The organism is Micromonospora sp. NPDC048898 (genome assembly GCF_043198035.1).
GTDB lineage: Bacteria > Actinomycetota > Actinomycetes > Mycobacteriales > Micromonosporaceae > Micromonospora.
The window spans coordinates 90,767-112,718 of sequence record NZ_JBICUF010000010.1 but is presented as its reverse complement, the minus strand read 5'-3'; the positions used below and the strand labels follow the sequence as shown (position 1 = coordinate 112,718).

The window sequence follows — 21,952 nt, the reverse complement described above, 5'->3', positions numbered from 1 at the left end:
GCCTCTTTTCCCATCGTGTACGGGGGTTTAGTGTGGGGACGGGGGAGGGCAACCCCCGTCCCCACCGTAACTGCACACACACGGGCGGAATTTGGGTCCTGCCGTGCGTGTCGCGCGGGAGCCGGGCCACGCGAGTGGCTCTGGTTCCACCTCCCTCCGTAAGGCGGGATGATGGCTGACGACGGCGTCCGGGCTGGCCCGTCGTCGGCCCTCGGGATGGTTCGCCGGGCCCGTCAGGACGACCCCAGCGATCTTCTTTTTGGAACCTTGTCGATGGAAGCGCTCCCATCGACCGATGTTGCGACTGTAACGCCCGTCACCGCTTTGTGAAAGACCCAAAACGAGATCGAAACAACGGGCTGAACGAGAGACGTCTGCGCTTGTTGTGGGAGCGCTTCCATGGCAGACTATCGATTCAACGCGACAGGAGCCACATCGCGTCAGCGCGGGTTCACCGAGGGCAGCCGGCAGCACGTTTCCGGTCACGGTCACCCCATCGCGGCCGGCGGGACCCCTCCCGTGCGGCCGCACCGCCCTACCCCGGCCGGGCCCGGGGGAGACCACCTTCCCGGCGCCTCGAAATCCCCGCGGACCACCACCCTCGCGGGCAGGCGCCTCGCCGGGGACCGTCCCGGCCTGGTCCGAGGAGACACCGCGCACATGAGACAACTGGCACGACGCCGTCGAGTGGCGATCTTCGCCGCCGCCGCGCTCGCCGCGGGCGGGGTGACCCTGCCCGCCGGCGCCGCACAGGCGGCGCCCGCCTGCGACGTGGTCTACGCGACCAACGACTGGAACAACGGCTTCACCGCCAACGTGACGATCAAGAACCTGGGCGATCCGATCAGTAACTGGACGCTCAAGTGGACCTTCCCGAACAGCGGCCAGCGGGTCGTCCAGGGCTGGTCGGCCAGATACAGCCAGACCGGCAGCGACGTCACCGTGACCAACGAGTCGTACAACGGGAACCTCGCCGCCGGGGCCTCCACCACGATCGGCTTCAACGGCGCCCACTCGGGCACCAACCCGAAGCCGACCTCGTTCACCCTCAACGGCACCCCGTGCAACGGCACCCCGGCCAACCTGCCGCCGACGGTCTCCCTCGGCCTGCCGAGTGGGCCGTTCACCGCACCGGCCGACGTGCCGCTGACCGCCACGGCCAGCGACCCGGACGGGACGATCAGCAAGGTTGAGTTCTACCGCAACGGCCTGCTGGTCAACACCGACACCTCGGCGCCGTACGCCTACACGCAGGAGGACCTGCCGGCCGGCAACTACACCGTGCAGGCGAAGGCGTACGACAACGCCAACGGCATCGGGGTCGACGAGAAGGCGTTCACCGTCGGCACCGCCAACGGCCCGAGGCTGCTCGCCAGCCCGTCCGCGGTGAGCGTCAGCGAGGGTGGCACCTCCACCTTCAACCTGAGGCTCAGCGACGCGCCGACAGGCAGCGTGCCGATCACCCTCACCCCGAGCGGCGACGCCGACGTCACGGTCACGCCGACCACCGCCACGCTGACCCCGAGCAACTGGAACACCGGGGTCACCGTCACGGTCGCCGCGGCGGAGGACGCCGACACCGTCGGTGGCGCCGCCACCATCACCGCCGCCGCCACCGGTCTCGCCTCGCTGGCGGTCTCCGCCACCGAGATCGACAACGACACCCCCGGCGGCGACAACGCCTACATCGCGAAGTTCCTCGAGCAGTACGGCAAGATCAAGAACTCGGGCTACTTCAGCCCCGAGGGCGTGCCGTACCACTCGGTGGAGACGCTGATCGTCGAGGCGCCCGACCACGGTCACGAGACCACGTCGGAGGCGTTCAGCTTCTGGCTGTGGCTGGAGGCGAACTACGGGCGGGTCACCCAGAACTGGGCCCCGTTCAACAACGCCTGGACGGTGATGGAGAAGTACATCATCCCGACCCACGCCGACCAGCCCACCGCCGGCTCCGCGGGCACCCCGCAGTACGCGGCGGAGTACAACCTGCCCAGCCAGTACCCCTCGGCGCTGAACCCGAACGTCTCGGTCGGGCAGGACCCGCTCCGCGCGGAGTTGCAGTCCACCTACGGCACCGGCGACATCTACGGCATGCACTGGCTGATGGACGTCGACAACACCTACGGCTTCGGCCGCTGCGGTGACGGCACCACCAAGCCGGCCTACATCAACACCTTCCAGCGGGGCACCCAGGAGTCGGTGTGGGAGACCATCCCGCAGCCCTCCTGCGACACCTTCGCGCACGGCGGTCAGTACGGCTACCTCGACCTGTTCGTCAAGGACACCGGCGCCCCCGCCAAGCAGTGGAAGTACACCAACGCCCCGGACGCCGACGCCCGCGCCGTGCAGGCCGCGTACTGGGCGCTGACCTGGGCCAAGGCCCAGAACAAGCAGGCCGACGTGGCGGCCACCATCGCGAAGGCCGCCAAGATGGGCGACTACCTGCGGTACGCGATGTTCGACAAGTACTTCAAGAAGATCGGCAACTGCGTCGGGGCCACCACCTGCCCCGCCGGCACCGGCAGGGACTCGGCGCACTACCTGCTGTCCTGGTACTACGCCTGGGGCGGTGCGTACGACACCAGCCAGAACTGGTCCTGGCGGATCGGTTCCAGCCACAACCACTTCGGCTACCAGAACCCGTTCGCGGCCTGGGCGCTGACCAACACCCCGGAGCTCAAGCCGCAGTCGCCGACCGCGGTCGCGGACTGGACCAAGAGCTTCGAACGGCAGCTGGAGTTCTACACCTGGCTGCAGTCCGCCGAGGGCGGCATCGCCGGTGGTGCGACCAACAGCTGGGACGGCAGCTACGCCCAGCCGCCGGCCGGCACCAGCACCTTCTACGGCATGTTCTACGACGTCGACCCGGTCTACAACGACCCGCCGTCGAACCAGTGGTTCGGTATGCAGGTCTGGTCGATGCAGCGCATCGCCGAGCTGTACCTGCAGACCGGTAACGCGAAGGCCAAGGCGCTGCTGGACAAGTGGGTGCCGTGGGCGATCGCCAACACCACCCTCGGCACCAACTGGTCGATCCCGTCGGACATGGTGTGGACCGGCCAGCCGACCACCTGGAACCCGAGCAACCCGCAGCCCAACACCGGCCTGCACGTCGAGGTCACGGTCAAGGGCCAGGACGTCGGCGTCGCCGGCGCCTACGCCCGGACCCTGATCGCGTACGCGGCCAAGTCGGGCAACGTGGCGGCCAAGGACACGGCGAAGGGGCTGCTCGACGGGCTCTCCGCCGCGGCCGACGCCAAGGGTGTCTCCACCACCGAGAAGCGTGGCGACTACCGGCGCTTCGACGACACCTACAACGCGTCCACCGGTCAGGGCCTCTACGTCCCGCCGGGCTGGACCGGGGAGATGCCGAACGGCGACACCATCGCCGCCGGCAAGAGCTTCCTCGACATCCGGTCCTTCTACAAGAACGACCCGGACTGGCCCAAGGTGCAGGCGTACCTGGACGGTGGCCCGGAGCCGAGCTTCAACTACCACCGGTTCTGGGCACAGGCTGACGTCGCCATGGCGTACGCCGACTTCGGCAGCCTGTTCCCGAACGGCTGACGACGACCCGGGGTGGGTGGCGTGGACCGCCCACCCCGGGATCCGGCCGGGGTCCGGGGAACGACGGACTCCGGCCGGCCGGACGGCCTGACACCCACGGTCAGGCCGGGGTGGGCCGGCCATCTGGCCGACGCAGCGGATCGGCTGGCCCACCCCACCGCCCGGACTGGAGCCAACCGCGAAAAAGCCCAGAAATTCGGGCCGTCACGGGATCACGCCGAGGTCCGCAACGGAGTAACGTACGTCACCGGAGAGGCCGCTCCCCCCGTGGCGGCCTCTCCACTTTTTTGCCCTACGCCCGCCCGGATTTGCCCTACGCCCGCCCGGATCGGCCCCGGTTCGCCCCCGGCTCTCCGGTGACCGGATGACGCAGACCGGGGTGCCCGGCCGGCAACGACCGCCGCAGCACCACCCAACTCAGCGCCAGCGCCGCGGCGACCAGCGGCCAGGTCAGAGCCACCCGGGCCACCACGAGTGCGAGCACCTGCCCACCCAGGTAGAGCGGCACGAACACCGCCAGCCGCACCAGATAGGTCGCCGTCCACACCCAACTGGCCCGGCCGTAAGCGCGCAGCAGCGCCCGGTCGCGCCGCCACCGGGTGCGCTGGCCCAGCACCCCGCCGACCAACACACCCAGCAGCGGCCACCGCACCACGATGCTGACCGCCCAGGCGAGTGCGCTGGCGGCGTTGGACAGCACCTGGATGAGGAAGAAGTCCTCGGCCCGGCCGGTGCGCACCGCGATCAACGCCGCGACGCACACGGCCAGCAGACCGATCAGCACCGAACGCGGCCGGTCACCCCGACGCAGCCGTACGCCGGCCACCACCGCGCCCACGGCCAGCGCCGCGCCGATCCCACCCCACAGCGACTCGCCGCCCAGCAACCAGCCCGCCGCGAACGCGAGCGGCGGCAGGGTGGCGTCGACCGCGCCGCCCCGCCCGCCCAACAGGTCCGCCAGCGACTCGACGCGCACCCGCCCTCCGGGGCCCGGGTCGGCACCCACCCGCTGGTCCGGATCGGGTGCGGCCTGGCCGCTGTCGTGCTCCGGTGTTCCGCCCACCGCCGCCTCCTCGCCTCTGGCACAACCTAACCGGCGGCGCGCGGCGGGCCACCGATCGACCGGCCGGCACCGGCCGCTACGGTGTGCGGATGCGCGCGACGGCACGGGGTTGGACCGCGGTCTGGTTGGTCGTTCTGACCCTCGTCCAGGCGGCCGCGTTCCTCGTCGTGTGGCGGGTGGCCGTGCACAGCGAGATCGGGCAGTGGGTGGACACCGTCGCCCTCACCGGCAACCGGATCGGGCAGGACACCATCGAGGGCCCGGTCGACCGGATCCTCAACGCGATGTCGGTGGTGTCCCTGCTGGCCGCCACCGCGATGATCGGGTTCATCGCGGTGATCCGCGGACGGATCGCCCTGGCGATCACCGCGACCCTCCTGATCGCCGGCGCGAACGTCACGACCCAACTGTTGAAGTACGGGCTCAGCCGCCCCGACTACGGCGTCGACCCGGAGCGTGTCGCGGTGGGCAACAGCCTGCCCAGCGGGCACACCACGGTGGCCGGTGCGGTGGCTGTCGCGCTGGTGCTCGTGTTGCCGGCCAAGGTGCGGGCGGCCGGTGCCTTCCTCGCCGCCGCCTACGCCGCCATCGCCGGAGTCGCCACCCTCTCCGCCGGCTGGCACCGGCCCAGCGACGCGATCGCCGCGTACCTGGTGGTGGGCGTCTGGGCGGCGGTCGCCGGGCTGGTCCTGCTGATCACCCAGCGGGAGCAGGCCGAGGTCGCACCCGGCGACGCGCACCGGATGGCCGTGCTGGTGCTCGGTGTGGGCGGGGCGCTCGCCCTGGTCGCCTGCGGCCTGGCCCTCGGCTGGCTCGTCGACCTGCGCGACATCGGCCCGGACGAGTTGGCCCGCCGGCCCCTGTTCGTCGGGTACGCGGGCAGCGCCGCCGGGATCGCCGGCACGATGGCGGTGGTGATGGCGTTGGTGCTCACCGTCGTGCACCGGCTGGTGCCCCGGGTCAAGGGCTGAGCGGGCCGATAAACGAGGTCCGCGCGGCGGTGGGGGGTCAGCTCGCGGAGCGGGGTGCGGGGACGTGTGGGGCGGCGCCGCGCAGGTGCGTCAGCACCACCGGGTCGATCCGCCCCGGCACCAGCCGCTCCTCCAGGTTCTCCAACGCGGCCCAAGAGATCAACGCCGCCTCGGTGCCCCCACCGGCCACCGGATGACCCAGCGCGACGAGCAACGCCGCGACCTCGTCGGCCACCGCGCCGCTCAGGTCGAGCAGGGTGGCCGGGTCGGGCCGGCTGAACAGCATGGTGTGCACGGCGAGCAGTCGGCCCAACTCGGCGACCGGGTCCGGGTGGTCGTCCACCCGAAGGTCGACGAGCACGTCGCTGGTGCCGCCGTACCCTCCGCCGCGCTCGACCACCAGCAGGCCGGCGCTCTGCCGGCCCCGCCGGTCGCCGCCGGCCTCGTCGCCGGCCCGCAACGCGGCGACCAACCGCTCGGCGAACGGCAGCGTCGACCCGGCCAGCCAGGCGTCGGCAAGCGCGTCGACGACCTCCGGGCCGGTGAGCACGTTGCCCTGCGCGGCCCAACCGTCGCCGGCGCGCCCGCCCGCCCACGGGTGGCAGGCCGGCCCGGTCCAGGTGGCACCCGAACCCTGGACACCCACCACCCCGAGCTGGCGGTGCTCCCGCTCGCGATCGGCGGCGATCAGCCCGGCCACCACGTCGACCGGGGCCACGCCGGTGCGCAACAGGGTGAGACCCTGCGGGCGGTAGGCGAGGTTGACGTGCGCCTGGGTGGCCAGTGCGCCGACCTCGGCGGCGGCGGCCGGCACCAGCGCCCCGGCGGCGAGGAACTTGCTGGCGACGGCGACGCCGTGCCGGCGACCGTCGGCGGAGCGGGCGACGAGCGAGAAGGTCACGCGCCGAGATTAGCGCCTGACATCGTCGTACCGGGTCGGCTCAGAAGGGTGGCGCGGCGGCCTCCGGCGGGGCACCGTGCGCCCGACGGGCGTCGATGACCGCGACGGCGGCCAACACCAGCACCCCGACGGCGGTCGCGGCCACACCGGGCAGGAACAGCAGCGGCACCGACGCCGCCACCAGCACCGTGAGAGCAACCCACCGGGACGGGGAGATCCGTCCGAACACCTCGTACTCCAGGCGGGCCCGCCCGGCCAGGAACAGGGCCGGGCCACCGAGCGTCATGGCCAGCCACGGCCCGGGGATCTGTTCCAGCGGATGCTGGATGATCAGCTCGTAGCCGATCGCGGTGGCGGCGAGACCGACCACCATCACCAGGTGGGTGTCGGCCGCCGACCGACCGATGGTGGCGGGGTGCCGGGCCTTCACCACCGCCTCGCCCAGGATCCGCCCGGCCCGCTGCACGTAGATCCGCCACAACATGATCGAGGTGGCCAACGCGAGCGCGAACGCCCACACGTGCCCCGACTCGTACGGCCCCTCGCTGTACGCGAAACCCGCCACCAGGATCGTCTCGCCCAGCGCGACGAGGAAGAACTGCTGGTACCGCTCCGCCAGGTGTTCCCCGGCGATCTCCCACTTGGAGACCGTCGAGCGGCCCAGCCACGGCACCGGCCAGCCACAGCGGGCGGCCACGTACTCGAAGGCCAGCGCACCCGTCCAGAGCATGACCTGCATGTTGGTGCTCAGCAGCGCCCCGATGATCCAGAGCACCCCGCTGACGGCGAACACCACCGCCATGCGGATCTTCAACCGGCGGTACGGGTGGGGTCCCAGCGCGATCGACAGGATCACCGGTCGGGTCAGCTGCGCCACCACGTACGCCACCGCGAACATCAGCCCGGTCTCGCTGAACGCCCGGGGGATCGCCACCCCGAGCAGCATGCTGCACACCAACGCGGTGAGCACCACGGTCTGCAACGACACGCGGTACGGGTCGTAGCGGCTGGTCGTCCACGCGGTGCCCTGCCAGACCGACCAGAGTGCGAGCAGCAGCAACAGCGTCTTGCCGCTCCCGGTGATCGCCGCCGCGGTGTGCTCCCGAGCCGGCCCTTCGGTCAGGTCCTCGAACGCGCGCGCCGAGATCCGGGTGAGCGCGAAGACGAACACCAGATCGAAGAAGAGCTCAAGGAAGGTCGCCCGGCCCGGGTCGCGCTTGACCGGCTCCAGGTGCCCTGCCGCCCTGAAATCCATGGTCAGCGGCCTGCGCCGTCGGTCCGGTCCACGCCGAAGTCGTAGCATCCGCACCGGCACGGGCGGCCGGAAACCGGCGATTCTGCCCAACCCGGGGATCTTGCTCGGATGCCCCGCCGACGGGCACGATCGGTCGGTGACGAATCGATGGGGTATGACGGTGCCGCTGGGCGGGATTGCCCTGGCGCACCACGACGCGGCCTACGCGGCCCTCGACCGGGCCGGGTTCACCGACGTCTGGTCGTCCGAGGTCGCCGGGACCGACGCGTTCACCCCGTTGGCGCTCGCCGCGGCCTGGCAGCCGGGGCTGCGGTTGGGCACCGCCATCACACCGGTCTTCACCCGAGGGCCCGGACTGCTGGCGATGAGCGCGGCGGCGTTGGCCGAGGCCGCGCCCGGCCGGTTCACGCTCGGCATCGGCGCGTCCTCACCGGTGCTCGTACGGGACTGGAACGCGGTGCCGTTCGACGAGCCGTTCCGCCGCACCCGTGACATGCTGCGGTTCCTGCGCGCCGCGCTGCGCGGCGAGACCGTCGACGAGGCCTACGACACGTTCGCCGTACGCCGGTTCACGCTGGAACGCCCACCGGCGGTGCCGCCACCGATCCTGCTCGCCGCGCTGCGCCCGGGGATGCTCCGGCTGGCCGGCGCGGAGGCCGACGGTGTCATCCTCAACTGGCTCAGCGCCGACGACGTGCCGCGTGCCCTCGCCGAGGTGGGCGAGCGGAGTGCCGGCTTCGAGGTCGCCGCCCGGATCTTCGTCTGCCCCACCGAGGACGCCGGGTACGCCCGGGCGCTGGGCCGCCGGCTCATCACCAGCTACCTCACGGTCGGTGCGTACGCCGAGTTCCACCGCTGGCTCGGCCGCGGCGAGGCTCTCGCGCCCATGTGGGCGGCCTGGGCCGCCGGTGACCGGCGTGGCGCCGGCGCGGCGGTGCCGGACGAGGTGGTCGACGCGTTGGTGCTGCACGGCTCACCGCAGCGGTGTCGCGCCGAGGTACGCCGCTACGCCGCCGCCGGTGTCGACGTGCCGGTCCTGGCGCTGCTGCCCACCCCCGAGGTCACCGCCGGCGGCGCGACCGCGCTGCTCAGCCTCATCGCCCAGTTGGGTGCCGAGCCCCAAGGAGCGTCCGCGTGAACCTCACCGACCGGATCGTGGTGGTCACCGGCGGGGCCGGCGGCATCGGGGCGGCGCTGTGCCGCCGCTTCGCCGCGGAGGGAGCCGCCGCCATCGTGGTCGCCGACCTGGACGCCGACGCGGCGGACGCGGTGGCCGAGCAGATCGGCCCGGTCGCGCACCCCATCGCCCTCGACGTCACCGACGAGGAACAGGTCCGCGACCTGGTCGCCGACACCGAGGAGCGCTACGGCCGCATCGACCTGTTCTGCGCCAACGCGGGGGTGACCACCGGCGGGGGCGTGGAGGTCGACGACGCCGGCTGGGACCGGGCGTGGCGGGTCAACGTGCTCGCCCACGTCTACTCGGCCCGCGCGGTGCTGCCCGGCATGCTCGCCCGCGGCGGCGGGCACCTGCTGCACACCTGCTCGGCGGCGGGCGTGCTGACCGCGGTGGGCGACGCCGCGTACACCGCGACGAAACACGCCTCGGTGAGCTTCGCCGAGTGGCTCGCGATCACCTACCGGGACCGGGGCATCCGGGTCAGCGCACTGTGCCCGCAGGGGGTGGACACCCCGATGCTCGCCGACGGGCTCCTCAATGGTCATCTCGGTGCCCGGGTGGTCGCCGCGTCCGGCGCGGTGCTCACGCCCGACCAGGTCGCCGAGGCCGCCATCGCCGGGCTGGCCGAGGAACGCTTCCTGATCCTGCCGCACCCGGAGGTCGCCGACTACGCCCGCCGCCGCGCCGAGGACCCGGACGGCTGGCAGGCCGGCATGCGCAAACTCGTCCGCCGCCTCACCGCCTGACGCGCCGCCCACCTGCGCCTCGAACCGCCGGCGGTCAGTCCTTGATCTCACAGATGACCGCGTCGGCCGGGATGGCGTCGCCGACGATGATCCGCAGGTCCTTGATGATGCCGGCGCGGTGCGCGGTCAGCGGCTGTTCCATTTTCATCGCCTCGATGACCGCGACCAGCTGACCCTGCTCGACGTGCTCGCCCTCGCTGACGGCGACCTTCACCACGGTGCCCTGCATGGGGTTGGTGAGGCTGGTGCCGGCGGGGGCGGCGCGGTGCGGGCGGCGGGTGCGGGCCGCCGGCAGCGGCGTCGCCGGGGACGCCGGTGCGGCCAGCCCGGCCGGCACGGAGACCTCCATGCGACGGCCGTTGACCTCGACCACCACGGTGTGGCGCGGCAGCTGCGGCGCTTCCGCGCCGGTCGCCGGTTCCTGCGGGGCTAACTGGCCGGCGAACTCCTGTTCCACCCAGGACGTGTGAACCGCGAACGGCTCGGCGGTGAAGGCGGGATCCTCGACGATCAAACGATGGAAGGGCAGCACGGTCGCCGTGCCGTCGATCGTGAACTCGCGCAGCGCCCGCCGGGCGCGGTGCAGGGCCTCCCGGCGGGTCGCACCTACCACGATCAGCTTGGCCAGCAGCGAGTCCCAGGCCGGACCGATCACCGTGCCCGAGCGGACGCCGGCGTCGAGGCGCACGCCGGGGCCGGACGGCGGGTCGAAGCGGGTCAGCGTCCCGGGCGCGGGCAGGAACTGGCGTCCGGGGTCTTCCGCGTTGACGCGGAACTCGATGGCGTGACCGCGCACCGGCGGGTCGTCGTAGCCGAGAGCCTCGCCAGCGGCCAGCCGGAACATCTCCCGCACCAGGTCGATGCCGGTGACCTCCTCGGTGACGGGATGCTCCACCTGGAGCCGGGTGTTGACCTCCAGGAATGCGATCGTGCCGTCGGCGGCGATCAGGAACTCGCAGGTGCCGGCGCCGACGTAGCCGGCCTCGGCCAGGATCGCCTTGGAGGCCCGGCGCAGTTCGACGTCCTGCTCGGCGGTCAGGAACGGCGCGGGTGCCTCCTCAATCAGCTTCTGGTGGCGGCGCTGTAGCGTGCAGTCGCGGGTGGAGATCACCGCAACCGAACCGTGCGCGTCGGCCAGACACTGCGTCTCGACGTGCCGGGGACGTTCCAGGTAGCGCTCGACGAAGCATTCGCCGCGGCCGAAGGCCACGCTCGCCTCGCGTACGGCGGAGGCGTAGAGGTCTGGGATGTCGCCGAGCGTCCGCGCCACCTTGAGGCCGCGACCACCCCCTCCGTGTACGGCCTTGATAGCGAGCGGCAGGCCGTGGTCACGGGCGAAGTCGATCACCTGGTCGGCGCCGGTGACCGGCTCTTCGGTGCCGACCGCCAGGGGTGCGCCGACGCGCCGGGCGATGGCGCGAGCGCTCACCTTGTCGCCGAGCGCCCGGATCGCGGCCGGCGGCGGTCCGATCCAGACCCGCCCGGAGTCGATCACCGCCTGGGCGAAGTCCGCGTTCTCCGACAGGAAGCCGTAACCGGGGTGCACCGCGTCGGCGCCGGTCGCGTCCGCCGCGGCGAGCAGCTTGCCGGCGTCCAGGTAGCTTTCGGTCGGGGTCTGGCCGCCCAGCGCGTGGGCCTCGTCGGCGAGCAGCACGTGGGGTGCGTCCCGGTCCGGCTCGGCATAAACGGCGACGCTGGTCAGGCCCGTATCCCGGCAGGCGCGAGCGACGCGGACGGCGATTTCGCCCCGGTTGGCGATCAGTACTTTGCGCATCTCGATCTCCCCGTGCTGGTCATGTCCAGGCACTGTGCCGCCAGACGCCGGGACCGCGGGACAGCACGGCCGGGCGGTGCGACGTGACGATCCGGCGCCGCCGGGCGGGCGGCGCGGCGGCCGGCGCGGCGGGGGTCAGCAGGCAGAGAACGGCGAGCACCGCCGCGACCTCGTCAGGATCGGGTGACGTGGCATTCACAGCGGGATGTTCCCGTGCTTGCGGGGCGCGCGGGTCACCCGCTTGTCCCGAAGGGCCCGCAGTGCTCCGGCGATCCGGGAGCGGGTCTCGCTGGGCAGGATGACCTCGTCCACGTAGCCGCGTTCGGCCGCGAGGTACGGGTTGCACAGGGTGCGCTCGTACTCCTCGCGTAGGCGTGCGCGCTCCGCGCCCGGGTCTGCGGCGTCCTTGAGTGCGCGCCGGTGCAGCACGCTGACCGCACCGTCGCCGCCCATCACCGCGATCTCCGCGGTGGGCCAGGCGAGGGTGACGTCGGTGCCCAGGTGCTTGGAGCCCATCACCCCGTAACCGCCACCGTAGGCTTTGCGGGTGACCACGGTGACCATCGGGACGGTGGCCTCGGCGTACGCGTAGATGAGCTTGGCCCCGCGCCGGATGATGCCGCCGCGCTCCTGTTCCGGGCTGGGCAGGAAGCCGGGCACGTCGACGAAGGTCAGCACCGGCAGGTGGAAGGCGTCGCACAGCCGGATGAACCGGGCGGCTTTCTCGGCCGCGTCGATGTCCAGCGCGCCGGCCAGCCGCATGGGTTGGTTGGCGACGACGCCGACGCTGTGGCCCTCGATCCGGCCGAAGCCGCAGATCATGTTGCGGGCGAACAGCGGCTGCACCTCGAGCAGTGCGCCGTCGTCCAGAACGGACTCGATCACCGTGACCATGTCGTACGGTCGGTTCCGGTCATCCGGAATGATCTCGTCCAGGGTCAGGTCGCGAGCGGTCTCCGGCCCGAGGACGGTCAGCACCGGCGGTTCGGCCATGTTGTTCGAGGGCAGGTGGGCCAGTACCGCGCGGACGTAGTCGAAGGCGTCCTTCTCGTCGGCGGCCAGGTAGTGCGCGTTGCCGGAGACACTGTTGTGGCTGGTCGCGCCGCCGAGCTCCGCGTGGTCGACATCCCGGCCGGTGACCGCGCGCAGCACCTCAGGCCCGGTGACGAACATGTGCGAGATCTGATCGACCATGACGACGAGGTCGGTGATCGCCGGGGCGTAGACGGCGCCGCCCGCGCACGGACCCACCATGATCGAGATTTGGGGGATGACGCCGGATGCCTCGACGTGCCGTTTGACGATCTCCGCGTAGTAGGCCAGGGAGACCACGCCCTCCTGGATGCGGGCGCCGCCGGAGTCGTTGATGCCGATGATCGGGGCGCCGGTGCGCAGGGCCAGGTCCATCACCTTGATGATCTTCTCGCCGTACACCTCGCCGAGGCTGCCGCCAAAGACGGTGAAGTCCTGGGCGAAGACGCAGACCGGCCGGCCGTCGACGGTGCCGTAACCGGTGATCACGCCATCGCCGTACGGACGCTCCTGCTCCATCCCGAAGGTGTGGCAGCGGTGCCGGGCCAGCGCGTCCAACTCCACGAACGAGTCGGCGTCGAGCAGGGCTTCGACCCGTTCCCGGGCGGTGAGCTTGCCCTTCTCCCGCTGCCGCTGGACGGCACGCGGGTCGTACGGCTGCCGGGCCCGCTCGCGGCGGCGCCGCAACTCGGCCAGTTGTTCGGCGGTGGTCATGTTCACGGCAACGTCACCACCTGGGCGGCGTAGGTGAGCCCGGCGCCGAATCCGGCCAGCAGTGCCCGGCCGCCGGAGCCGGCCTCGCCGCGGGCCAGCAGAGCCTCCATGGCGAGCGGGACCGAGGCGGCCGAGGTGTTGCCGGCGTGGACGACATCGCGGGCCACCGCGGTGTGCGCCGGCAGCGCGAGGACGCGGGCGGCGGCCTCGACGATGCGCAGGTTCGCCTGGTGGGGGATGAACGCGGCGAGTTCGCTCGGGTCCGTCCCGGCGGCGGCCAGAGCGCGTCGGGAGATGTCGGGGACCATCTCGATCGCCCAGCGGAACACCTCGGGCCCGATCATCCGTAGGTAGGGGCGGGTACCGGGTCCGCCCCAGGCGGCGTCGTGCGCGATGAGGTGGTGCCGGCTGCCGTCACTGCCCCAGACGACCGGGCCGATGCCCGGGGTGTCGGCGGCGCCCACCACGACCGCGCCGGCGCCGTCGCCGAACAGGAAGGCGGTGCTGCGGTCGGTGCGGTCGATCAGGTCGCTCATCCGTTCCGAGCCGACCACCACGACGCGGCGGGCGCCGGATCGGATCAAGCCGTCGGCGAGCGCGAGCGCGTAGTTGAAGCCGGAGCAGGCGGCGTTGAGATCCATGCCGGCCGCCGCCCGGGCGCCGATCAGCTCGGCGACCTGCGGCGCGGCCGGCGGCGACTGGTGCAGCAGCGACATGGTGGCCAGCAGGATCACGTCGAGGTCGCGGGGATCGGTGCCGGCCTGGGCGGCGGCCTTGCGCGCGGCCTCGGCCGCCATGCTCACGACGGTCTCGTCCGGGCCGGCGAAGCGGCGGGTGACGATGCCCGAGCGCCGCCGGATCCACTCGTCGGAGGAGTCGATCGGTCCACTGACCTCGTCATTGCCGACGATCCGGGCGGGGCGGTAGGCGCCCACGCCGAGGATCGTCGAGCCCCGGTGCGAGCTCATCGTTGCGCCTCCGCGGTCAACGGCATCAGCGCGCCGGACTCGTAGCGCTGCCGGCAGGCGCGCCGCTGCACCTTGCCGCTGGAGGTCCTGGACAGCGTGCCCCGGCGTACGAGCAGGATCTCGTCGGCCTCCAGCCGGTGCCGGTCCCAGATCGCCGCGCGGATGGCGTCGTGTGCGGCGGCGATGCCGGGGACGCGGGCGACCCGGCCGTCGACCTCGACAAGCACGATCAGTCGCTCGGAGCTGCCGTCGTCGACCGAGAACGCGGCCGCGCAGTTGGGATGCAGTCCGTCGACGGCGTGCTGGGCGGACTCCTCGATGTCCTGTGGGTAGAAGTTACGACCCTTGCGGATGATCACGTCCTTCTGGCGGCCGGTGACGAACAGGTCGCCGTCGTGCACGAAGCCGAGGTCGCCGGTGCGCAGGTAGCCGGTGGCGTCGCCGCCCTCGATCCGGGCGCGGAAGATCTCCTCGGACAGCTCCGGCCGATTCCAGTACCCGGCGGCGACGCAGGGGCCGCTGACCCAGATCTCGCCGACGTGTCCGGGCGGGCACTCGCGGCGGGTGGACGGGTCGACGATGCGTACGGTGGTGCCGGGCACCGTGCTGCCGCTGCCGACCGCGGGCAGGGTGTCGGGGCCGGGCTCGGCCGCGAACTCGGCGATGCCGTCGCCGAGCGGGCCGGCGGCCAACCACGCCATCCGGGGTGGCCGGTGCTCCTCGGTGCCGGTGACCTTCAGGGTGTTCTCGGCGAGCCCGTAGCCAGGGCACATGGCCCGCGGCGTGAAGCCGTGCGGAGCAAACGCTTCGAGGAAGGCGGTGATCACGTGGCGGCGTACCGGTTCGGCGCCGTTGGCCGCGACGCGCCAGCGGGACAGGTCGCCGACGTCGCCGGTCTGCCCGTCGGCGGCGGCGCGCACGCACAGTTCGTAGGCGAAGCTCGGCGCGGCGGAGTGGGTGCCGCCGAAGCGGGCGATCGCCTCCAGCCAGCGGGCCGGGCGCCGGATGAAGGAGTCCGGGGCCATCAGGTACGACGGGATTCCGCCCCAGAGTGGCATGACGACGCCGAAGAGCATGCCCATGTCGTGAAAGAGCGGCAGCCAGTTGACCACGGTGGCGTCCGGTTCGAGCGGCCACAGCTCGGCGGTCTCGCGGGCGTTGTGCAGGAAGTTGCGGTGCGTCACCATGACGCCCTTGGGCTCGCCGGTGGAGCCGGAGGTGTACTGCAACAGCGCGATGTCGTCCGGCCGTGGCCCCTCAGGCAGCTCGGCGAGCCCAGTGATGGCCGGCTCGTCGGTGGCGTGCAGGGTCAGCCCGGCCAGTTCGGGGGCATCGCCGAAGCGATCCTGCAGGTCGCGTTTGACGGCCGCCGTGGTGAGGATCGCGGTGGTCCCGGCGTCGTCCGCGATGCGCCGGATCCGGGCCAGGCCGTCGCGGCGGCGCGGCACCTGCACGGGCGCGCCGATCGTGCGGGCGGTCATGCAGCCCAGCAGGGTGCGCACGAACTCCAGGCCGGAGGGGTAGAGCAGCACCGCGGTGTGCCCGGCCAGTCCGAGGGCGGCGAAGCGGACGGCGCGCTCGTGCGCGGCATCGGCCAGTTCGCCGTAGGTGAGAGTCTCGTCGGGCACCTCACCGTCGCGTAGGGACACGTAGGCCACGTCGTCCGACTGGCGCTCGCGACGCAGCTGCAGGGCGTCCGGGAGGGTACGGATCTCGTCCGCACGCGTGTCGAGCCTGGCGCTCGTCATGGATTCTCCTTGTGCGAGGTTGGCGCGGGAGCGGGTCGGCCGGACCGGTCCCCGGCGTGGGACGGGGACCGGGACGTCGCGTGCTCAGGCGTGCTCGCCGTCGGGGACGGGGCGGTCGATGGCCAGTCGCCACTGGCCCTCGGCGTTGCGGATCAGCACGTCGGTGCAGGTGCCCTGCACGGTCGCGGTGCTGCCGTCCGGCTGCGGGAGCTCCAACTGGTAGTCGACGATCAGCAGGGACGTGTCCCCGGTGGTGTAGGTCTGGGATACTTTCGACGCGATCTTCGGACCGGTGGCCAGAAAGTCCTTGAAGAACTGCGTGCGTTCTGCTCCGGTCAACGGTGCGCCGGAGATGTTCGATATGGCGTCCGGCGTATACATCGAGTCGTACAACGCGCCGTCGCCGGAATTGAAAATCCGTACGAACAGTTCGTTCTGCAGGTCTGGGTCGTCGGGAATGGTCGATTCATTGATCATGGTCATGTCGGTGCTCCTGTCTGCTCGGCGCCAGGGGTGGCAGGGGGTCCGCCTCCGAAGCGTTCCACGAACGCCGCGACGGACGGTCATGCTGCGGTAACCGTCCAGATGCGACGGTGGGTGCCTGGTCGGTTACTCACCGGTGGTCTCCGGAGGAGAGTCGGGTGGGTACTTACCTTTAAGTCCGTACTTACTTTGGGGTGGGTGGGCCCACTAGAGTCCCAGTCGGGCACACGTGCGTCAGAGGGTGGGACTCGGACGGGAAGAGGCGGTGCGGATCGGCGACGGCGGTGGCGCGATCGGCGATCCAGTGCCGGAATCCTGGCCGCGGGAAGCAGAATTTAACGTTCGTGAAATGATCCGGACAGCAGCTAAATCCCATCGACGCAGCTCATTATCCTGCCCTAAAGGCCGCCGTGTGGCGCAGCTCACAAAAGGATGTATCGACTTGGCATAACGGTATAGACATAGGGCTCGATAGATCGAGAAACATCATTCTTCGGGGGAAGTATGCGATTTGGTGTCCTTGGGCCGCTGGAGGTAGTGCACGAGGGTAGGGCGGTGCCACTGGGAGGAACCAAGCAGCGCGCAGCGCTCGGATACCTGCTCCTGCGACCGAACCGGGTGGTCGCCACCAGTCAGCTGCTCTACGCGCTCTGGCCCGCCGACGACGCGCCGGTCTCGGCCCGAAAAATCCTGCAGAACGCGGTGTGGGGCCTGCGGCGGGTGCTGGCCGCGGCCGACGGCGCCGACCAGGTGGAGCTGATGACCCAGTCACCCGGATACAAGCTCGTCGTCGCGCCGGACAGCGTCGACCTCGTCCAGTTCCAGGCCCAGGCCGACACGGGACGCGAGCGACTGGCCCGGGGCGAGCCCGCCGCCGCGGCCGCGATCCTGCGCCAGGCCCTCGATCTGTGGCGCGGCCCGGCGCTGGCCGACCTCACCGAGGCCGACATCGTCTGGCCGGAGCTGACCGCCGTGGAAAACTCCCGGCTGGACGCCCTGGAGGACTACTTCGAGGCCCAGCTCGCCTGCGGCCAGCACCAGAGCGTGCTCGCCGACCTGGAGACCATGGTCTGCGGCTCCAACCTGCGCGAACGCTCCTGCCAGCAGCTCATGCTCGCGCTCTACCGCAGCGGCCGGCAGGCCGACGCGCTCAACGTCTACCGGCGCATGCGCACCTACCTGGTCGAGGAACTCGGCCTCGAACCCGGCCGGGACCTGCAGGTGCTGCACAACGCGATCCTGGCCCAGGATCCGGCACTCGACGTGGACACCACGACGACCGGTGAGCCGGCCGTCGTGGTGTCACCGGCCGCCGATCCCGTCCCGGCGCGTGTCCCCGCCCAGCGCGCCCCCCTCGTCGCGCCACCGGCCGATCCTGTCGCGGCCGCAGCCAGCGCCCGCCGCCAGGTCAGCGTGCTGCTGGTGAGCACGCAGGTGGACGACGAGAGCCGGTCGAGCGGGCATCCCGACGCCGACGCGCTGCTGGCCGGCGTCGCGGACGACACCCGCCGGCGCGTCGAGCACCTCGGTGGCCAGGCCACCGCGGCGATCGGTCCTATCTCGATGGCCGTCTTTCCCGCCGACGGTGGCCAGGACGGGGCACAGCGCGCCGTCTTCGCGGCGCTGGCCGTGCGCGAACGCCTGTGCGACTCCGGCGACGAGGTGACCCGCCCACCGGTGCGGTTCCGGGCCGCGGTGGTCACCGGATCGGCGCTGGTGCGCTACGAGTCGCCGGACGGGGGAGCGCTGTCGTCGGCCACCGGCCAGGTCCTCGACCGCTGTCACGCCCTACTGGCCCGTGCCGGCGACGGTGAGATCCGCATCTGCGACGAGACCCGCTGCGACGTCGATGACGTGTACCGCAGTGACCGGCTCGCCGAGCCGGGGGAGTGGACGGTGCGGGGCCTGCGGTTCGACGAGGCGGCCTACGACGGCATCCCGCTGGTCGAGCGCGAGTTCGAACTCTTGCTGATCCGCGACTTGCTGGAGCGGGCACGCCATCGCAACACCCCGCACCTGGTGACCATCCTCGGCGAATCCGGCACTGGCAAGACCCGGTTCCTGGCCGAGCTGCGACACGTCATCAGCGGCCTCGCCCACGTGGCCCGGTTCCCGGTGGCCGCCGGCGGCGCCGCAGAGCAGGCGGTGAGCGGTGCCTTCGCCGTGCAGCGCGAGCTGATTCTGGCGCTCTGCGAGGTGAACGAGGACGATTCCGTCGACGTGCGGAAGACGAAGCTGGACCGGACGCTGCGCAACCTCGTCCCCGACCCGGACCGGCAACGGACCCTGGCCGCGTGCCTGCGGGCCTACGTCGATCCGGACGCCGACCGCGACCACCTCGGCGACCTGCAGGCCGAGCTGGGCGCGTGGCGGCAGTTCCTGGAGCACGTGCCACTGGACCGGCCGCTGGTGCTGCTGATCGACGATCTCCACGATGCCGACGACGACGTGCTGACCATGGTCAACGGCCTCGCCGACGTCTCCGACGTGCCGCTGCTCGTGGTGGCCTCCGCCCAGCCGTGTCTGCTCGAGGTACGGCCCGGCTGGGGCGGTGGCAAGCGGCACATCACCACGCTGACGCTGGACGCGCTCTCGGACACCGCGGTCGACCGGCTTCTCGACAGCGCCGACGGTCAGGCGGCGCGCGGGCTGGGTGGCTGGCTGCGCCAGCTGCTGGGCGCGAGTGCCGGCACCCACCCCGACGAGCGCCGCCGCCATCTGCGGTCGCTGCTGGCCATGCGGCCGCCGCGCTGTCTGACCGCTACGACGACCTCATGCGTTGCCGGTTGAGCTGTGCGCCAGCTCGTCCTGGCGGGCCGGCGTCAGATAGCGCCGGCCCCAGTCGCCCAGCGGCTCCAGGGCCTTGTACAGGTCGACGCCGCGCTGGGTGAGCGAATACTCGACGCGCAGGCCGGTCTGGTCGTCGTGCGCCTCGCGCAGCACGATCCGATCCTCCTCCAACTCGCGCAGCTGGCGAGTGAGCACCTTCTCACTGACCCCCGGCACCTGCCGTTTCAGGGCACCGAACCGCTGGGGCTGGTCGCGCAGGGCCCAGAGGATGAGGACCTTCCACTTGCCGCTGATGACTTCCATCGAGGCGTCGAGGCCGCAGAACGGTGGTCGCGCTCGCACGCTCATGCATCACACCCTTGTCGTTGCCGGGACTGAGGCGGCCGTGCCGGTCACGGCCGCCGAACCCGCCACCACCGTGCCACGGGCGCGATCCGAACGCAACGTGTCGTTGTGGTCACGCAGTCTCGAAGAGGCGTGGATCGCCGGTGCGCAGCAGAGAACACAACGCGCGTAGCGCGCCGTCGAGCTCGGCGACCGCCTCGTCACCAAAATAGACCGACGGCTCCAGGCGCAGGGTGCTCACCGCACTCGCGGTCGGAAAGGTTCGGATCCGGTGCGCCCGGAAGAGATAGCCGGAGAACAGATAGCCCAGAATCCCGTTCGCGGTCGCCTCGCGCAGTGGCGGCAGCGGGGACGTCGACTGGTCGCGAAACTCCACCCCCAGCATCAGGCCGCGGCCGCGGACCTCGGCCACCACGTCCGGAAAGTCGGCCCGGACCTTCTCCAGGGTGGTCCGCAGCCGCTCACCGGCCCGGGCGGCCAGGCGGTACACGGCGCCGCCGTCGGCTTCCAGCACCCGCAGGGTGCGCAGCGCCAGCGCGGTCGAGAACCCGTCGCGGGCGAACGTCGAGCTGTGCAGCAGCTCGAAGTCCGGGCGGTAGCAGCTCTCCCTGATCAGGGTGACCGCGGTCTTCGCGATACCACCGCCGAGCCCCTTGGCGAGCACGAAGTAGTCCGCGCGCAGACCGATGTGTGAGCTGGCGAAGAACGCGCCGGTGCGGCCCATCCCACTCTGGATCTCGTCGACCACGACCGGGAACCCGGCCGCGTCGGCGGCGGCCCGAAGCTCGGCGGCGATCGGCGCGGAGACCATCCGGATGCCGCCCTCGCCCTGGATCACCTCCAGTACGAACGCGGCGACCGTCGGGAACGGGCGCTGTACCAGTCTGATCTCGCCGCCCTCGACCAGCAGGTCCGGCACGTCGACCCCTTCTGCCTCGACCGCCTCGGCGACCGCGCCCGGCTGCTCGAACGCAACGAACCGGGCGCTCGCCGCCAGCCCGGCGAACGGGACCCGGAAGCCCGCGTTGTGAGTCAGCTGGATCGAACCGGCGAGCTTGCCGTGGAAGGACCCGGCGAAGGTGAGAAAGACCGGCGGCTGGGCGGCCTGCTGGGCCACGGCGGCGCGGACCCGGTCGGCGAGGACGCCGGGGCCGTCGCCGGGCTCGGCGCCGAGGCGCCGCAGGACCTCCTCCGGTACGCGCGCGGCGCCCGAGCCCACCGCCTCGACCACGGCGGCCAGGTGCGTCTCGATCTCGGTGAGCAGATCCTGTACGCGCAGCACCCGGGCGAACTCGGCGTGCTTCATCGCGACCTCGACGCCCTCGGCCCCGCTGTTGGCGAACACCGCGTAGTACGGCTCCGGATCGCCGAACTCGCGCCGCAGGATGTCGTTCAGCAGCCGCGCCACCAGCGTGGGGTCGCTCTGCCGGGACGCCTGGGCCAGCACCGGCCGGCCGGCGGCGAAAAAGTCGCGGGCCGCGTCGACGATCTCCGGATGGTTGTGTCCGAGGATCAGCGCGCCGTAACCGCCCGCGACATCGAGCACCGGCACGTCCTCGCCGGCGCCACTGCGGTAGAACAGCGTGTCCCCCTCGGCCCGGACGAACTCGACGTCGATGCCGAGTTGGGCGAGGAAGCCGAGCATCTGCGGCTCGGCCAGTTCGGGTGCGTGGGATTCGGTGGTGGTCATCGGGGCTCCTCGTCCGCGTCAGCAGGTACGGGCCGTATGCGCCGGGGACGTTACCGACGGGTCGACTACGGCCCGGCAGCGTACGGTCTCGGCGCGGTAAGCGTCCTGGCGTGGCGCGGATTGCCACGCGATTACCTCGTGATGGATACCGACTGCCACGACGCAACTACGTTCGATCACGAGTCCCCTCGGACGGGAGCAGCGATGTCCCTTCAGGAACCGCCCGCGGCGGCGACCATGCGTGAGGTCATGTCGATGTTCGCCACCGGCGTCATCGTGCTCACCGTTGGCGGCGAGCATCCGCACGGCATGACCGCTAACGCCTTCAGCTCGGTATCCCTCGATCCGGCGCAGGTGCTCTGCTGCGTGGCGCACAGCGCGGTCATGCACAAGGCGATCAGCTCCGAGCGCCGCTTCGCGATCTCCATCATGGCCGCCGACCAGGAACGGCATGCCCGCTACTTCGCCGACAAGAGCCGTCCGCTGGGCGCGCCACAGTTCGAACCGTTCGACTGGCATCCCGGGCCGCGTACCGGGGCTATGCTGCTCAGCGGCGCGCTGGCCTGGATCGAGTGCGTCCTGGTGGACGCGCACGACTCCGGCGACCACTCGATCTTTGTCGGCTCGGTCATCAACAGCCTGCGAGGAACGGGCGCCGACGGGCTGATCTTCTTCGGCGGCGGGTTCCGTCCCGGGGCAGCCCCGCCGTCGCCGGCATGACCGCC

General features: G+C 71.6%; 17 protein-coding genes. 6 read left to right on the top strand and 11 right to left on the bottom strand.

What is annotated here, in order from left to right:
• Positions 1–660: 660 nt before the first annotated feature.
• A complete protein-coding gene (locus ACGFIQ_RS24160; RefSeq protein ID WP_393247123.1) occupies positions 661–3,567 on the top strand; it encodes a glycoside hydrolase family 48 protein in 2,907 nt (968 codons plus the stop codon).
• Between the two features lie 313 nt (positions 3,568–3,880).
• On the opposite strand, the gene ACGFIQ_RS24155 is transcribed toward ACGFIQ_RS24160, so the two are convergent.
• Complete coding sequence (locus ACGFIQ_RS24155) at positions 3,881–4,573, bottom strand: DUF3159 domain-containing protein (protein WP_393247376.1); 693 nt, start codon at positions 4,571–4,573, stop codon at positions 3,881–3,883.
• A 140-nt stretch (positions 4,574–4,713) separates the two neighbouring features.
• Between ACGFIQ_RS24155 and ACGFIQ_RS24150 the strand changes: the two genes are divergently transcribed.
• A complete protein-coding gene (locus tag ACGFIQ_RS24150; RefSeq protein ID WP_393247374.1) occupies positions 4,714–5,601 on the top strand; it encodes a phosphatase PAP2 family protein in 888 nt (295 codons plus the stop codon).
• Between the two features lie 37 nt (positions 5,602–5,638).
• Here ACGFIQ_RS24150 and ACGFIQ_RS24145 read toward each other — a convergent pair whose 3' ends face one another.
• On the bottom strand, positions 5,639–6,502 hold the full coding sequence (locus ACGFIQ_RS24145; RefSeq protein WP_393247121.1) for a DUF1028 domain-containing protein: 864 nt from the start codon (positions 6,500–6,502) through the stop codon (positions 5,639–5,641).
• A 40-nt stretch (positions 6,503–6,542) separates the two neighbouring features.
• Positions 6,543–7,757 carry a low temperature requirement protein A gene (locus ACGFIQ_RS24140; RefSeq protein WP_393247119.1) on the bottom strand — a complete coding sequence of 405 codons (1,215 nt, stop codon included), beginning with the start codon at positions 7,755–7,757 and terminating at the stop codon, positions 6,543–6,545.
• Between the two features lie 154 nt (positions 7,758–7,911).
• On the opposite strand from ACGFIQ_RS24140, the gene ACGFIQ_RS24135 reads away from it, so the two are divergent.
• The gene (locus tag ACGFIQ_RS24135; protein ID WP_393247372.1) at positions 7,912–8,895 is read left to right on the top strand and encodes an LLM class F420-dependent oxidoreductase; all 984 of its coding nucleotides are present in this window, start codon (positions 7,912–7,914) and stop codon (positions 8,893–8,895) included.
• Positions 8,892–9,683: an SDR family oxidoreductase gene (locus ACGFIQ_RS24130; protein WP_393247117.1), complete on the top strand. Its 792-nt coding sequence runs from the start codon at positions 8,892–8,894 to the stop codon at positions 9,681–9,683. The genes ACGFIQ_RS24135 and ACGFIQ_RS24130 overlap by 4 nt, the downstream gene beginning before the upstream one ends.
• A gap of 34 nt (positions 9,684–9,717) precedes the next feature.
• On the opposite strand, the gene ACGFIQ_RS24125 is transcribed toward ACGFIQ_RS24130, so the two are convergent.
• The 6 genes from ACGFIQ_RS24125 to ACGFIQ_RS24100 form a co-directional block, all read right to left on the bottom strand.
• The gene (locus ACGFIQ_RS24125; RefSeq protein WP_393247115.1) at positions 9,718–11,457 is read right to left on the bottom strand and encodes an acetyl/propionyl/methylcrotonyl-CoA carboxylase subunit alpha; all 1,740 of its coding nucleotides are present in this window, start codon (positions 11,455–11,457) and stop codon (positions 9,718–9,720) included.
• A 19-nt stretch (positions 11,458–11,476) separates the two neighbouring features.
• Positions 11,477–11,656, bottom strand: a complete 180-nt coding sequence (locus tag ACGFIQ_RS24120) for an acyl-CoA carboxylase epsilon subunit (protein ID WP_357074519.1) — start codon at positions 11,654–11,656, stop codon at positions 11,477–11,479.
• Complete coding sequence (locus tag ACGFIQ_RS24115; protein ID WP_393247370.1) at positions 11,653–13,203, bottom strand: acyl-CoA carboxylase subunit beta; 1,551 nt, start codon at positions 13,201–13,203, stop codon at positions 11,653–11,655. The genes ACGFIQ_RS24120 and ACGFIQ_RS24115 overlap by 4 nt, the downstream gene beginning before the upstream one ends.
• Positions 13,204–13,205: 2 nt before the next feature.
• Positions 13,206–14,171, bottom strand: coding sequence for a beta-ketoacyl-ACP synthase 3 (locus ACGFIQ_RS24110; RefSeq protein ID WP_393247112.1), 966 nt, complete (start codon positions 14,169–14,171; stop codon positions 13,206–13,208).
• Complete coding sequence (locus ACGFIQ_RS24105; protein ID WP_393247110.1) at positions 14,168–15,919, bottom strand: fatty acyl-AMP ligase; 1,752 nt, start codon at positions 15,917–15,919, stop codon at positions 14,168–14,170. Before ACGFIQ_RS24105 ends, ACGFIQ_RS24110 begins: the two co-directional genes overlap by 4 nt.
• Before the next feature lie 84 nt (positions 15,920–16,003).
• Positions 16,004–16,402 carry a YybH family protein gene (locus ACGFIQ_RS24100; RefSeq protein ID WP_393247109.1) on the bottom strand — a complete coding sequence of 133 codons (399 nt, stop codon included), beginning with the start codon at positions 16,400–16,402 and terminating at the stop codon, positions 16,004–16,006.
• Between the two features lie 555 nt (positions 16,403–16,957).
• Between ACGFIQ_RS24100 and ACGFIQ_RS24095 the strand changes: the two genes are divergently transcribed.
• Positions 16,958–19,192 (top strand): BTAD domain-containing putative transcriptional regulator, encoded by a 2,235-nt coding sequence (locus ACGFIQ_RS24095; protein WP_393247107.1) that lies wholly within the window; start codon positions 16,958–16,960, stop codon positions 19,190–19,192.
• Here the strand turns inward: ACGFIQ_RS24095 and ACGFIQ_RS24090 are convergent.
• Together ACGFIQ_RS24090 and ACGFIQ_RS24085 are read right to left on the bottom strand one after the other, a co-directional pair.
• Positions 19,175–19,540, bottom strand: coding sequence for a winged helix-turn-helix transcriptional regulator (locus tag ACGFIQ_RS24090; RefSeq protein WP_393247105.1), 366 nt, complete (start codon positions 19,538–19,540; stop codon positions 19,175–19,177). The genes ACGFIQ_RS24095 and ACGFIQ_RS24090 overlap by 18 nt on opposite strands.
• 109 nt (positions 19,541–19,649) lie before the next feature.
• Positions 19,650–21,227: an aminotransferase class III-fold pyridoxal phosphate-dependent enzyme gene (locus ACGFIQ_RS24085; protein ID WP_393247103.1), complete on the bottom strand. Its 1,578-nt coding sequence runs from the start codon at positions 21,225–21,227 to the stop codon at positions 19,650–19,652.
• 204 nt (positions 21,228–21,431) lie between these two features.
• Here ACGFIQ_RS24085 and ACGFIQ_RS24080 point away from each other — a divergent pair, with 204 nt between their 5' ends.
• On the top strand, positions 21,432–21,947 hold the full coding sequence (locus tag ACGFIQ_RS24080) for a flavin reductase family protein (RefSeq protein ID WP_393247101.1): 516 nt from the start codon (positions 21,432–21,434) through the stop codon (positions 21,945–21,947).
• Positions 21,948–21,952 lie beyond the last annotated feature (5 nt).